Annotated in this window: 12 protein-coding genes; 1 reads left to right on the top strand and 11 read right to left on the bottom strand. The window is 46.6% G+C overall.

The genetic code is table 11. The annotated features are described in order from the left end of the window. Positions 1 to 71: 71 nt before the first annotated feature. The 5 genes from glpX to FS736_RS16305 all read right to left on the bottom strand — a co-directional run bounded on the left by glpX (position 72) and on the right by FS736_RS16305 (position 5,481). Positions 72 to 1,034: a class II fructose-bisphosphatase gene (gene glpX / locus FS736_RS16285; RefSeq protein ID WP_144479174.1), complete on the bottom strand. Its 963-nt coding sequence runs from the start codon at positions 1,032 to 1,034 to the stop codon at positions 72 to 74. 175 nt (positions 1,035 to 1,209) lie between these two features. Then, positions 1,210 to 2,496 (bottom strand): UDP-N-acetylglucosamine 1-carboxyvinyltransferase, encoded by a 1,287-nt coding sequence (locus tag FS736_RS16290; protein ID WP_144479176.1) that lies wholly within the window; start codon positions 2,494 to 2,496, stop codon positions 1,210 to 1,212. A gap of 551 nt (positions 2,497 to 3,047) precedes the next feature. After that, the gene (gene fsa / locus FS736_RS16295; RefSeq protein ID WP_144479177.1) at positions 3,048 to 3,695 is read right to left on the bottom strand and encodes a fructose-6-phosphate aldolase; all 648 of its coding nucleotides are present in this window, start codon (positions 3,693 to 3,695) and stop codon (positions 3,048 to 3,050) included. A gap of 255 nt (positions 3,696 to 3,950) precedes the next feature. Further along, entirely contained in the window at positions 3,951 to 4,808 is an 858-nt protein-coding gene (locus FS736_RS16300; protein ID WP_144479179.1) for a class II fructose-bisphosphate aldolase, read from the bottom strand. Between the two features lie 298 nt (positions 4,809 to 5,106). Beyond that, on the bottom strand, positions 5,107 to 5,481 hold the full coding sequence (locus FS736_RS16305) for a response regulator (protein WP_144479181.1): 375 nt from the start codon (positions 5,479 to 5,481) through the stop codon (positions 5,107 to 5,109). A 195-nt stretch (positions 5,482 to 5,676) separates the two neighbouring features. Between FS736_RS16305 and FS736_RS16310 the strand changes: the two genes are divergently transcribed. Next, positions 5,677 to 6,192, top strand: a complete 516-nt coding sequence (locus FS736_RS16310; protein WP_144479183.1) for a DUF2529 domain-containing protein — start codon at positions 5,677 to 5,679, stop codon at positions 6,190 to 6,192. Between the two features lie 70 nt (positions 6,193 to 6,262). On the opposite strand, the gene FS736_RS16315 is transcribed toward FS736_RS16310, so the two are convergent. From FS736_RS16315 to FS736_RS16340, 6 genes are all read right to left on the bottom strand, one after another. Then, on the bottom strand, positions 6,263 to 7,864 hold the full coding sequence (locus FS736_RS16315; RefSeq protein WP_144479185.1) for a CTP synthase: 1,602 nt from the start codon (positions 7,862 to 7,864) through the stop codon (positions 6,263 to 6,265). A gap of 262 nt (positions 7,865 to 8,126) precedes the next feature. Beyond that, on the bottom strand, positions 8,127 to 8,699 hold the full coding sequence (gene rpoE / locus FS736_RS16320; RefSeq protein ID WP_144479187.1) for a DNA-directed RNA polymerase subunit delta: 573 nt from the start codon (positions 8,697 to 8,699) through the stop codon (positions 8,127 to 8,129). 118 nt (positions 8,700 to 8,817) lie between these two features. Next, entirely contained in the window at positions 8,818 to 9,024 is a 207-nt protein-coding gene (locus FS736_RS16325; RefSeq protein WP_144479189.1) for a hypothetical protein, read from the bottom strand. A 244-nt stretch (positions 9,025 to 9,268) separates the two neighbouring features. Further along, positions 9,269 to 12,529: a fused isobutyryl-CoA mutase/GTPase IcmF gene (gene icmF, locus FS736_RS16330; protein ID WP_144479472.1), complete on the bottom strand. Its 3,261-nt coding sequence runs from the start codon at positions 12,527 to 12,529 to the stop codon at positions 9,269 to 9,271. Between the two features lie 2 nt (positions 12,530 to 12,531). Beyond that, positions 12,532 to 13,185, bottom strand: coding sequence for a TetR/AcrR family transcriptional regulator (locus FS736_RS16335; RefSeq protein WP_144479191.1), 654 nt, complete (start codon positions 13,183 to 13,185; stop codon positions 12,532 to 12,534). 18 nt (positions 13,186 to 13,203) lie between these two features. Next, on the bottom strand, positions 13,204 to 14,343 hold the full coding sequence (locus FS736_RS16340) for an acyl-CoA dehydrogenase (RefSeq protein WP_144479193.1): 1,140 nt from the start codon (positions 14,341 to 14,343) through the stop codon (positions 13,204 to 13,206). Positions 14,344 to 14,731 lie beyond the last annotated feature (388 nt).

The following is a 14,731-nucleotide window of genomic DNA, read 5'->3' on the forward strand; positions in this document are numbered from 1 at the left end:
GCGCCTTCCACTACAATCAACAGGAGTAAAAACAACATAATGCTTTAACAACATCTTTTTAAAATAATTTATTATTTCATGACTAAGTGAGGTTTTTTCTTCAGGCTGTGCTGGCCTTCGATGAACCGGACTGTGCCTGATTTTGCACGCATGACGACGGAGTGGGTTGAGCCGTAAGAGCCTTTGAACTGGACTCCTTTAAGCAGCTCACCGTCAGTTACGCCTGTGGCTGCGAAAATGGCATCGTCGCCGCGGACGAAATCTTCCATAAGGAGGACTTTATTGACATCGATGCCCATTTTTTTGCATCGCTCAAGCTCTGCATCATTTTGCGGAAGCAATCTTCCCTGGATTTCACCGCCGAGGCTTTTAAGTGCTACAGCTGCGATGACACCCTCAGGTGCTCCGCCTGAACCAAACAGGATATCCACGCCGGTAGTATCAAACGCCGTATTGATCGCGCCTGCTACATCTCCGTCATTGATCAGTTTGATCCTTGCTCCGGCATCACGAAGCTGGGCAATGATATGTTCATGGCGCGGACGGTTCAATACCGTCGCTACAACATCTTCAATATCCTTGTTCTTCGCTTTTGCAACTGCCTTCAGGTTATCAAGGACAGAAGCATTGATATCGACCATTCCAACCGCCTCTGGTCCTACTGCAAGCTTATCCATGTACATGTCAGGTGCATGAAGCAGGTTGCCGTTATCTGCCACCGCTAGGACAGCAAGGGCATTCCAGCCGCCGGACGCTACGATATTCGTTCCTTCCAAAGGATCGACCGCTACATCCAAACGCGGGCCATAGCCTGTCCCAAGCTTTTCACCGATATACAGCATCGGTGCTTCATCCATTTCACCTTCACCGATCACGACTGTACCTTTCATCGGGATGGTGTCAAACACATCTCTCATTGCCGACGTTGCAGCATCGTCAGCTTCGTCTTTTTTTCCGCGTCCCATCCAGCGTGCTGACGCAAGCGCCGCCGCCTCGGTCACGCGGACAAGCTCCATCGTTAAGCTACGTTCCATATGATCATCCCCTAATCATGAAAGGGGCTAATGCCCACCGAAACAGTAAACCTCTCTATCTCTTTGATGTGGCCGCAATGCACGGCTCGATAATCAAATAGGTTATACTAATTTACGGTTTCAATCAGCATTAGCACCACTATTTGTATTGTACAACTCCATTGTACTATACTTTTTATGATTTTTTTACTTCTTCTTGCTCTTCAGAGGTCATATCTTCACGCCAAATTGTGGCACCGAGCCCATTCAGCTTTTCAACGATGTGGCTGTAGCCGCGATCGATATGGTCTACACCCGTCACCTCAGTGACACCTTCAGCCATAAGGCCGGCAATGACAAGAGCTGCTCCGGCGCGGAGATCGCTTGCCTTAACCTTGGCTCCCTGAAGCTTGACCGGACCGCTGATGATCGCAGATCTGCCTTCAACTTTGATATTGGCATTCATTCTTCTCAGTTCATCGATATGCTTAAAGCGTGCGCCATAGATTGTATCCGTGACAACGCTTGAGCCTTCCGCCCTTGTGAGCAGTGCGGTGAATGGCTGCTGCAGGTCTGTCGGGAATCCTGGATAAACGAGTGTCTTAATGTCGACCGCCTTGTACTTCTCAGCAGGAGCAACATAGATTTGTTCATCACTGGCTTCAATTTTGGCTCCCATTTCCTTCAGCTTGGCCACAAGTGACTCAATATGCTGCGGAATGACATTATCAATCGTGACGCCATCACCAATCGCAGCTCCAAGAATCAAATATGTTCCTGCCTCGATTCGATCCGGAATGATAGTATGGCGGCAGCCATGAAGCTCATCCACACCATCGATACGGATTACATCGGTTCCGGCTCCTTTGATTTTCGCTCCCATATTGGTGAGCAATGTTGCTACGTCAATGATTTCCGGCTCTTTGGCGGCATTTTCAATGATGGTCCGCCCTTTTGCCCGTACAGCTGCAAGCATGATATTGATCGTTGCCCCAACGCTTACGACGTCAAGATAGATTCTTGCTCCGCGAAGCTCATCTGCACGAAGATAGATTGCACCCTGCTCATTTGTCACGCTGGCACCAAGTGCTTCGAATCCTTTTATATGCTGGTCAATCGGCCTGGGACCCAAATGGCATCCGCCAGGCAGTCCAATGACAGCCTTTTTAAAACGGCCAAGCATCGCTCCCATTAGATAGTAAGAAGCTCGCAGCTTTTTCACTTTTCCATTCGGCAAAGGCATGGAAATCATGGAAGACGGATCTACCGTCATTTCATTGTTCGAGAATTCAACAGAACCGCCGATTTCCTCCATCAAGTCCTTGAGCATATGAACATCGGAAATATCCGGCAAACCTTCAATGGTTACAGGCGATTCAGCTAAAATAGTTGCGGGGATCAAGGCTACCGCGCTGTTTTTCGCGCCGCTTACCCGTACAGTCCCTTTTAAAGGATAACCGCCTGCAATCTTAAGCTTTTCCATTTTTGACTCCCTTCTAAGCCGTGATGTAAGGTCAAGCTGGAGATGCAAACAATGTACAGCTAAGACCGATATAGGCTCTACGTAGATTAAAATGACCGAAATCAATTTGGTTTATTTTTCCAATAAAAATATTCAGATTCCGGGAGTTTTCTATTCCCTTAGTTTACACGATATTCCCAATTTCATGTAATAAAATGCAAAAAAGATTAAATTGGGTAAAAGTTCCTAACTAGACTATGCCTCTGCAAGGCAGACCATATTTCTAGTTTCAATAGCCCTGTTAATCAAGACTGTTGACCTTCGTTCCAGGCACTTCGCTTTCCGCGGGCAGTCTGGTAGCCTCCTCGGCGTTAACACGCCTGCGGGGTCTCCCAATGACTTGCTAATCCCGCAGGACTTTGAATAAGCTTCCTCGAGTTCGCCCACGCACGATGGAAATGCGTTAGCATTTTCGGAGGAGTCTTCGTGCCTTCCACTACGGTCAACAGGACTTAAAAAATCGTTGGGTGTAACAGAGCAACTAAGTAAGTTGCTTCATACAGCAGATACAATTACTGTCCGCGAGATTCCCAGTCTTTCAAAAATGCTTCGATTCCTTTGTCTGTCAGCGGGTGGTTGAACATTTGCTGAATGACTTTGTATGGTACGGTGGCGATATGTGCGCCTCTTAGTGCTGCGTCTGTTACGTGTTGTGGGTGACGGATGGATGCTGCGATGATTTCTGTGTCGATTCCGTGGATGGTGAAGATTTCGGCAATCGTTGAAATCAGGTCGAGTCCGTTATGGCCGATGTCATCGAGGCGGCCAAGGAATGGTGACACGTATGTAGCCCCCGCTCTGGCTGCCAGCAATGCCTGGTTTGCACTGAAAACCAGTGTTACGTTTGTCTTGATTCCCTCTTTTGAGAATACGGAAACAGCCTTCAGCCCTTCTGGAGTCATCGGAACTTTGATCGTAATGTTCGGTGCGATTGCAGCTAATTCTTTTCCCTCTTTGATCATGCCTTCTGCATCAAGCGCGATGACTTCGGCACTGACAGAGCCAGGGACCAATTCGGTAATTTCCTTCAGACGGTCCTCAAACTTCACATTCTTTTCTTTTGCCACAAGTGACGGGTTTGTCGTGACACCTGATAAAATTCCAAGAGTATAGGCCTCGCGGATTTCTTCCATATTTGCAGTATCGATAAAAAACTTCATTTGTAAACGCCTCCAGTCGACATAATTTTCAAACTTACGAGAAAAGCGCAAGCGCCTTGGTCAGCCCCGACAAGCGCTGGAGGGCCTGACAGTGAAGTCGTTCTTTGACTTCATTGGCAGGACCGAAGCGTCTTGAGGGGCTAGGCGCTGAAGCTAGACAATTCTCGAAGTGGATTTAAAATATTCTAAATTATATAAATGGACAAAAACCGCCTTATTGTAAGGCGGTTTTATTATAACAAATTTTCGTTGCTATTACGCTTTGTTAGAAGAACCAAATTCGCGCATTTTGCCGATTACAGTTTCTTTGATTGCGTCACGAGCTGGTCCAAGGTATTTGCGTGGATCGTACTCGTTAGGCTTTTCAGCCAATACCTGGCGGACAACTTTAGCTGAAGCAATCTGGTTTTCAGTATTAACGTTGATTTTAGCAGTTCCTAAAGAGACTGCTTTCTGGATGTCTTTTGTTGGAATGCCTGTACCGCCGTGCAATACCAATGGTACGCCTGCAACCTTGTTGATTTCTTCCATTTCTTTGAAACCAAGGTTTGGTTCGCCTTTGTAAGGGCCGTGTACAGAACCAAGTGCAGGAGCAAGGCAGTCAATGCCAGTGCGCTCAACAAGTTCTTTACACTCTTGTACGTCAGCATAGATAACGCCGTCAGCAACGACATCGTCTTCCTGTCCGCCGACAGTTCCAAGTTCTGCTTCAACAGAAACACCTTTTGAGTGAGCGTATTCTACAACCTTTGAAGTTGTTGAAACATTCTCTTCGAAAGGTCCGTGTGAAGCATCGATCATGACAGATGTGAAGCCTGCGTCGATTGCCTCTTTACATTTGTCGAAGCTTGAACCGTGGTCAAGGTGAATAGCGACAGGAACTGTAGTGTTATAGTCCTCCATCAAACCTTCTACCATTTTCACAACAGTCTTGAAGCCGCCCATGTAGCGTGCAGCACCTTCAGAAACCCCAAGGATAACCGGTGACTTCTCAGCTTCTGCAGCCTGAAGGATCGCTTGAGTGAACTCAAGGTTATTTAAGTTGAATTGCCCAACAGCGTAGCCTTCCGCATTCGCTTTTTTCAGCATTTCAGTCATTGAAACTAAAGGCATATCTTTTCCTCCTTCGTTATGATCAATCGCTTTTTGATTATGCTACCCTTTAAAAGGGTTTCCCTCTCTGCTTTTGATTATGTACCCGAGATGGCATTCATCAAAACGAAATGATCCTGTGGAATTCATATGTATCATACCAAAAGAAAATCAGAATTGCCATTGTTCAAGCCTTGTTTTTGCAAGTGTCATAAAAATGCTATAAAGCAAGCGCTACCAATAGTTTCACTTGTCTGTAAACTCACTTTTTCAGGCAAGAAAAAACCCCCTGGAGCATCCTGAGGGCACTTTATGTATCTCAATCTTTTGATACGGTTTGTGAATATTTCTTTACTGCTGCGCGGATATCATCAATATCGAATGGCTTGGCAAAGTGGGTCAAAGCACCAAGGTCCATCGCTTCCTGAATCATATCCAGCTCGCCATAGGCGGTCATGATGATGACGCGTATATCCGGGTCGATTACTTTCATTCTTTTTAAAATTTCAATACCATCCATGCCCGGGATTTTCATGTCCAGAAGAACGAGATCGGGTGGATGCTTCTTAACCAGTTCCAGGGCCTGGACGCCATTTGCAGCCTGGTACGTTTGATAACCTTCTTTTTGCAGCACTTCATTAAGTAGAATTCTGATGCCAAATTGGTCGTCAACAATTAGTATTTTTTCTTTCATGCCGCCTCTTCCCCCTAATAAATGTAATATGAGTATATGCTTTTGCCCAGGAAATGGTTTCGTCCTATCCCCATTACACAATTCGTTAAGAATCTTGAAATTCCTGCCATATTTTTAAACTTATTTTCGACAGATGCTTTTTCATTCTCATTGTAGTACTTTATAATCAGTATTGGCAAAGACGGAGGTGCTGGAATGTTAAAAATGTTTTCGACACAATTGGCCGGATTATTCAACCGGCTGATGGAAAAAGAAGAATTTTCAATTGAGGATGGAGCACGGCTGCTGGCACAGGCTGCTGCCGGAGAAGGCAAAATTTATATTTTCGGTACCGGGGAAATGAAGGCTGTTGAACTTGAAGCCGTTTATGGCGAAGAGCCACTTCAATCTGCAGCTATTTTATCGAAGGAAACAGAAATAGAAGCCGCAGACCGCGTGCTGATTGTCAGCCGCTACGCCGATAATGAAGAGGCAGTCAAAATGGCAGGCATTATACAGGAAAAAGGGATCCCGTTCGTGGCGATTTCTACCGTCCGGAATGAAAATGAAGGACTGAATACGCTTGCGGACGTCCATATTGATTTACGAATCAAAAAAGGCCTGCTGCCGGATGATGCCGGCAACAGAATTGGCTATCCCACTTCTATGGCGGCACTGTATATCTATTTTGGCCTAAAATTCACGATTGAGGAAATTTTGGAAGACTATTGACACGTATTTGTATGATTAAATCACAAAAATGCACAAAAAAAGCCGGCAAATTCACCGGCTTTTTTTTATGTTATTTATTTGTCTTGATGGATGCTTCAATAAAGTCCCTGAATAGTGGCTGCGGACGTGTTGGTCTTGATGTGAATTCAGGATGGAACTGTGATGCCAGGAACCATGGGTGGTCCTTCAGTTCGATGATTTCAACCAGACGACCATCCGGGCTTGTCCCTGAGAAGATGAACCCTTCATTTTCCATTGCCTGACGGTATTCGTTATTGAACTCGTAACGGTGGCGATGGCGCTCGTATACCAGGTCATCACCATAAGCAGCGAATGCCTTCGTATCTTCAGCAAGCTTACATGGATATAAGCCAAGACGGAGTGTTCCGCCAAGATCTTCAATATCCTTCTGCTCTGGAAGAAGGTCGATGATCGGATTTGACGTGCTTGGCATGATTTCGGCAGAGTGAGCATCTTTCAAGCCAAGAACGTGGCGTGCGAATTCAACGGATGCCAGCTGCATGCCAAGGCAGATTCCGAAGAAAGGCACTTTATTCTCGCGCGCGTATTTGGTCGCAAGGATCTTCCCTTCGATTCCGCGATCGCCAAATCCGCCAGGAACAAGAATTCCATCTGCGTCATTCAGCAATTCAACGACGTTTTCCTCTGTTACTTCCTCAGAGTTGATCCACTTGATTTCAATATCACTGTCAAATGCATATCCTGCATGCTTCAATGATTCAACTACTGAAATGTAAGCGTCTTGAAGTTCAACATATTTACCGACGAGGGCAATTCTCGTTTTGCCGGTAAGATGCGTCACTTTCTCGACGAGTGCATTCCACTCAGTCATGTCTGCTTCAGCGCAGTCCAATTTGAAGTGCTCGCATACAAGCTGGTCCATCTTCTGCTCTTGAAGAGCCAGAGGGATTGAATAAAGAGTTTCCGCATCTGTCGCCTCAATTACCGCTTCCTTGTCGATATCACAGAACAGGGCAATCTTGTCCTTCATGTCCTGTGAAATCGGCATTTCGGTACGAAGAACGATAATATTTGGCTGGATTCCCAGGCTGCGCAATTCTTTTACGCTATGCTGGGTTGGCTTTGTTTTCATTTCACCGGCTGCCTTGATGTAAGGAACCAGTGTACAGTGGATGTACATCACATTGTCACGGCCAGCATCATTCTTGATCTGGCGGATTGCTTCAAGGAACGGCAGTGATTCGATATCCCCTACTGTGCCGCCGATTTCAGTGATGACAACATCTGCGCCAGTCTCTTTGCCGGCACGGAAAACCTTTTCCTTGATTTCATTCGTGATGTGCGGGATAACCTGCACAGTTCCTCCGAGGTAGTCACCGCGGCGCTCTTTTTTCAGAACCGTCGAGTAGATTTTTCCTGTTGTCACGTTTGAGTATTTGTTCAGGTTGATATCGATGAAGCGCTCGTAGTGGCCCAAGTCCAGGTCCGTTTCGGCGCCATCGTCCGTCACGAATACTTCACCGTGCTGGTAAGGACTCATTGTCCCAGGGTCTACGTTGATGTATGGATCGAACTTCTGGATTGTCACGTTCAAGCCCCTGTTTTTCAGCAATCTTCCAAGGGATGCAGCCGTGATTCCCTTACCTAAGGACGAAACTACTCCGCCCGTAACAAAAATATATTTTGCCATTGTGTAATCCCCCTCATCAAACAGTTTGTACAATATGCACCTGTTTAATTGATTTATTAATTAAATTTTTAACCTTTTCATTTCGCCTGCTTCTGTTTTTGCAAGCGGATGTACAGAGGGTTATTTTTAGCCTGTAAAAATAAAAAAAACGCCCCGCATACAGAGTATGGGGAGCGTTTTGTGGCTGTTTTACTTAATCGTCCTTTTTTAAGGAGCCCAAAAAGTATTCTACATTCGGTAAATATAAAAGTCAAGTTGTTAATTATAGTTCTTCGTCTTCATCTTCGAGATCTTCATCTTCGAGCGGCAGGTCTTCGTCTTCATCCTCCAGCAGCTCATCCTCATCGTCTTCGAAGTCATCGGAATCTTCCAGGTCCTCATCGAAGTCCTCATCATCGTCGTCATCGTCGTCGAGAGCATCATCGTCGTCTTCTTCATCGAATTCGTCGACATCATCGTAGTCCAGATCGTCCTCATCGATTTCATCGAATTCGTCAAGATCTAGATCGTCCTCATCAACAGCCTTCTTAGCCTTCTTCTTTTTCGGCTTGACTGTGGTGACATTATCTTCTTCGATCTGGTCGACTGGGTACCAGACGCGAAGACCCCAGCGTCCTTCACCCTGGGACATGAAACGTCCATCTATATTTATATCTGTATAGAATTGAACCATTCTTTCAGCAGCATCGGCCTCGTCCAATTTAAGGACGCTCTTGATTTCAGCCATCAGCTCCTGAAACGTGATCGCTTGCTTCTTTTCTTTTAAAATTTCAAATCCTACTTCAATCAATGACATTTCTTGAAGCTCTTCTTTTGAGTATTGGCTTAAACTCAATTTTCGCACTTCCTTTCTCTATTCCAGGCCTTTACCCGGCCATTCGTCCGAAAACAAGGAAAATATCCCAGAATGCATATTCTACATTATAAACAAATTTTAGACCTTTATGCCAGTTTTATCTGCCGTTTTCCCGGCTTTTTTCGCTTTCCATTTCCACTTTCCCTCTTCCAGCCTTCCTCCTTTTCTTCAGCTGGCCATATGCCAGTAAAAAAAAGGCGATCGATAAAATGAAAAATGGGATTGCGCCAAGCTGACGCTGATAAAGATAATACATGGCAGCAGCAGCCACAAAAGCCCCTGCCGTGAACAAAACCGATTTCACAAAATTCACATCCTGAAGTAGGTCGTATGTATGAACCGATAACTAGATTATATAAGATTATCCGCCAAATGATAGGTAAAATTTGAAAAACCTTATATTGGTTTCTAGTTTACGAAACGAGCACCATAAAATGCAAGATGGCTCATAGATTTCCTATAAGCCATCCCATTCAGGCAGATTGCAAAAGTCTTTTTTTTGCACGCCCTACATTTTTACACCATAATGCTTGTTTTGAAACTAACCTTTACATATTCCTGCGGAACTGGCCGCCTACTTCGTAAAGCGCCCTTGTGATCTGTCCCAGGCTTGCGTATTTAACAGTTTCCATCAGTTCGGCGAAAATATTGCCGCCATTGACTGCTGTTTCCTTCAGCCGGTCAAGCGCTGTTTCGGACTGGTCTTGATTCTGGTCCTTGAATGCTTCTAGGTTGCGGATCTGTGTTTCTTTTTCTTCTTTCGTCGCACGGGCAAGCTCCATCTTGTCGATCTCTTCCTCTGATGGAGGATTTGGATTCAAGTACGTGTTCACACCGATGATCGGCAGCTCCCCGGAATGCTTCTTCATTTCATAGTACATGGATTCATCCTGGATTTTACCGCGCTGATACTGAGTTTCCATTGCACCAAGCACGCCTCCGCGGTCATTGATCCGTTCGAATTCCTGAAGGACTGCTTCCTCAACCAAATCAGTCAGCTCTTCAATGATGAACGCACCCTGGAGCGGATTTTCGTTCTTCGTCAATCCGTGCTCCTTCGTGATGATCATCTGGATCGCCATCGCACGTCTGACTGATTCCTCAGTCGGCGTGGTGATTGCTTCGTCGTAGGCATTCGTATGAAGCGAGTTGCAGTTATCATGAAGTGCCATCAACGCCTGAAGCGTCGTACGGATATCGTTGAAGTCGATTTCCTGGGCATGAAGCGAGCGGCCTGATGTCTGGATATGATACTTCAGTTTCTGGCTGCGTTCATTCGCTCCGTACTTATTTTTCATGACCGTCGCCCAGATTCTGCGGGCAACGCGGCCAATCACGGAATACTCAGGATCAAGGCCATTCGAGAAGAAAAAGCTCAGGTTTGGCGCAAAGTCATCGATCTTCATTCCTCTGCTCAAATAGTACTCAACATACGTGAAGCCATTTGACAGTGTGAACGCCAGCTGGGAAATCGGGTTCGCCCCTGCTTCGGCAATATGGTACCCGGAAATCGATACAGAATAGTAGTTCCGGACTTTTTCATCAATAAAATACTGCTGGATATCGCCCATCATACGTAGTGCGAATTCAGTCGAGAAGATACAAGTATTCTGTCCCTGGTCCTCTTTTAAAATATCGGCCTGTACTGTACCGCGGACCGTTTGAAGTGTCATTTCCCTGACCTGGGCAAACTCTTCGTCATTCAGCTTGCGGCCAAGCTCTGCTTCCTTCTTTTCCACCTGCTGTTCAATCGCTGTGTTCATGAACATCGCCAGGATGATCGGTGCCGGTCCGTTGATTGTCATCGACACCGATGTTGATGGATGGCAAAGGTCAAATCCTGCATACAGCTTTTTCATATCATCAAGCGAACAAACACTGACGCCGCTCTCGCCGACCTTACCGTAAATATCGGGACGATAATCCGGGTCTTCCCCGTAAAGTGTGACGGAATCGAATGCAGTGCTTAGGCGTTTTGCTGCGTCATCCTTTGAAAGGTAATGGAAACGGCGGTTTGTCCGCTCCGGTGTTCCTTCACCAGCAAACTGGCGTTTCGGATCCTCACCTTCACGCTTGAACGGGAATACGCCCGCTGTGTACGGGAAGCTGCCAGGCACATTCTCAAGATAAACCCAGCGCAGGATTTCGCCGTAATCCTTGTATTTTGGCAGTGCAACCTTAGGGATGCTCAACCCGGAAAGACTTTTTGTCTTCAATTCTGTTACGATTTCCTTGTCACGGATTTTCGTGATGAACTGGTCACCGCTATATTTTTCCTTCAGAGATTCCCAGTTTTCAAGGATGTTTCTTGACTCTGGTGTCAGTTTCTTCTCTGTTTCTTCCCTTAACGCTTGCAGAGAAGAAAGAACTTCGCTGTTTGTTTCTTTTTCTTTTACCGCTTCGATTGCCCCTTCAAGCTGGAACAGTCTGCGGGCAAGGTCGGCCTGCTCAGCTGCGTGTTTATGGTAGCTCCGTACCGTTTCGGAAATTTCCCTTAGGTAATAGCGGCGGTCATTCGGGATGATGACATTTTGTTTTTCCACTACTGCATTGGTAGAAAATGATGTCGTCCAATCTGTGCCTGCTTTTTCATTGATTTTATTGACCAGCGCAGCAAACAGCGCGTTCGTGCCAGGGTCGTTGAACTGGCTGGCGATTGTGCCGTAGACAGGCATTTCATCAAGCTCTTTGTCAAAAAACATATGGCTGCGCTGATACTGCTTCTGCACCTGGCGCTTTGCATCCTCTGAGCCTTTGCGCTCGAATTTATTGATAACAATCAAGTCGGCATAATCGATCATGTCGATTTTCTCAAGCTGTGACGGCGCACCGAATTCGCTCGTCATCACATACATGGAAACATCACAGACATCCGTGATTCCTGCATCGCCCTGGCCAATGCCGCTCGTTTCGACGATAACCAGGTCAAACCCTGCTGCTTTTACAACATCGATGGCATCCTTGATCGCAAGGGACAACTCAGACTTTGACTTTCTCGTCGCCAGGCTGCGCATGTAAACGCGTGGAGAGAAAATCGCGTTCATGCGGATCCGGTCTCCCAGAAGTGCTCCGCCTGTTTTCTGCTTTGTAGGGTCGACTGATAAAATCGCTACGCGTTTTTCAGGAATTTCATTGATGAAGCGCCTGATCAACTCGTCCGTCAATGAACTTTTACCTGCACCGCCCGTACCCGTAATTCCTACAACCGGCACCGCCTTTGTCATCGTCTTGACTTTTTCCATCAAGCTTTCGACAGCGGCGGCTGTTTCTTTTTCCGAACCAACATGCTGCTCGGCAAGCGTGATCAGCTTTGCGACAGCATTTGGGTCTCCATCTTCAAGTTTTTCGATTTCCTCGACGCCTTCAGCAGTCACAGTCGGGAAATCACACTCCTTGATCATTTGCTCGATCATGCCATTAAGGCCATATTTCCTGCCGTCTTCTGGCGAGAAAATACGGGCGATTCCGTATTCATGAAGCTCTTTTATTTCCCGAGGAATGATGACACCGCCGCCACCGCCGTAAATGCGGATATGGGAAGCGCCTTTTTCCTTCAAAAGATCGTACATATACTTAAAGTATTCAACGTGCCCGCCCTGATAGGAAGAAATCGCAATCCCCTGTGCATCCTCCTGGATTGCGGCATTGACGACCTCTTCGACGGAGCGGTTGTGGCCAAGGTGAATAACCTCGCCACCCAATGACTGGATGATCCTGCGCATGATATTGATTGAGGCATCATGGCCGTCAAACAAGCTTGAAGCTGTCACAAAGCGAATATGGTTCTTTGGCTTATACATTTCCGGCATACTCATTTTGTTCCCCCTGTTCCTAATTTCATTTCCGATCCCTTAATCCCCTTGAAAAGCAAATCTGTCTGCAGTTCTGTGTACTCCTCGAGAGTGTACAGTTTTTGCAGTGCCCAGCGGCGGAATCCCCACATCTGCCCCTGGACAAAAATATCATGGGCAATGATTTTGACATGTTTTTCATCCAGGTCAAGCTCGCCATTTTCGACGCAGCGCTGGATTACATCCTCAAACATCCCTACCATCTCGATTTCTTTTTTCAGCACATATGGAAGGGCATCCTTCGTCAGCGATTTGACCTCCTGGTACATGACGAGCACTTCGTCCTGCAGGTCATCCATGACCTTGAAGTAATTGGCGATGCCAACCTTCAGGCTCTCAAGCGTCCCCTGGTTCGTGTCGAGGTTTTCCTGAAGGCGGTCGCGGACTTCGTCATAAATGCTGTCGCAGACTAGGTAAAGCACATCTTCCTTCGTGCGGATATATTCATAAAGGGTACCGATGCTAAAGCCTGAAGCCCGGGCAATCTCTCTGGTCGTCGTGCGGTGGAAGCCCTTTTGCTTGAAAAGGGTTACGGCCCCTTTGATCATCTGGTCGCGCCTCTTTTTCACAAGTCGCTCATCTTTTACCGACGCCTGCACTTCTCGCTTTTTCATCTCTTCTGCCCCGCCTTGTTATTTCGTCAGCATCCTTGAGATGACTAGACGCTGGATTTCCTGTGTACCTTCATAGATCTGCGTGATTTTTGCGTCACGCATGAAGCGTTCAACCGGATAGTCCTTCGTGTAGCCGTAGCCGCCGAATACCTGTACTGCTTCAGTTGTCACCTTCATTGCTGTGTCGCCGGCAAATAGTTTGGACATTGCTGATTCCTTGCCGTATGGAAGGCCTTCAGACTCTAGCCATGCAGCCTGATAAGTTAATAGTCTTGAAGCTTCTACTGAAGTTGCCATGTCCGCAAGTTTAAAGCCGATTCCCTGGTTCGCCGCGATCGGCTTGCCGAATTGCTGGCGTTCTTTCGCGTAATCGACCGCTGCATCTAGAGCACCCTGCGCAATTCCGACTGCCTGTGCAGCGATCCCGTTACGTCCGCCGTCAAGTGTCATCATCGCGATTTTGAAGCCTTCGCCAACTTCGCCAAGGATATTTTCCTTTGGCACGCGGCAGTCTTCAAAGATGATTTCGGTTGTCGGAGATGAACGGATGCCCAGCTTTTTCTCCTTCTTGCCGACAGAGAATCCAGGGAAGCTGCTTTCGACGATGAACGCAGTCGTTCCTTTATGCTTGCTTGACGGATCAGTCAGCGCGAACACAACATAGATATCCGCTACACCGCCGTTTGTGATGAAGATTTTCGAACCATTTAATACATAATGGTCTCCATCTTCTTTTGCAGTCGTCCTCATTGCACCTGCGTCAGAACCGCTTCCTGGCTCAGTCAACCCGTAAGCTCCAATGCTCTTTCCTTCAGCCATTGGACGCAAATATTTTTGCTTCTGCTCTTCGTTTCCGAACTTGAAGATCGGCCAGCCAGCAAGTGAAGTATGTGCGGAAAGCATGACACCAGTCGATGCGCAAACACGTGATAATTCTTCCACTGCAATGCAGTAAGCCAGATAGTCGCTGCCGATGCCGCCGTACTCTTCAGGCCAAGGAATACCTGTCAGTCCAAGCTCCGCCATCTTGTCAAAAATCTCGCGGTCAAAGCGTTCTTCTTCATCACGCTCAGCAGCCGTAGGAGCCACTTCATTCCTCGCAAAATCACGGACCATTTTCCGGATCATTTCATGTTCTTCTGATAATCGAAAGTTCATTATTGTTTCCTCCGTTACTGTTTGATTTATATTTGCCAATTGGTTGGGTTACCTTTTCAGCCGCTTTGTTGTATTCAATCGTTAATTGACTTCATTTTCGCAGTCGACCCTGGATTATTCCGGACTTTTTTGACAGCTTTTCTGCTTTCACTGCCCTAGCTGTCAGAATAACCTGCTTTTCTTGACAGCTTTTCGTCCTTCACTGCCTAACCTGTCAGAATAAACAGCTTTTCTTGACAGCTTTTCGTCCTTCACTGCCTAACCTGTCAGAATAACCTGCTTTTCTTGACAGCTTTTCGTCCTTCACTGTCTAACCTGTCAGAATAAACAGCTTTTCTTGACAGCTTTTCGTCCTTCACTGCCTAACCTGTCAGAATAACCTGCTTTT

This window comes from Cytobacillus oceanisediminis 2691 (assembly GCF_007678455.1).
In the GTDB taxonomy this organism is placed as follows: Bacteria; Bacillota; Bacilli; order Bacillales; family Cytobacillaceae; genus Mesobacillus; species Mesobacillus oceanisediminis_A.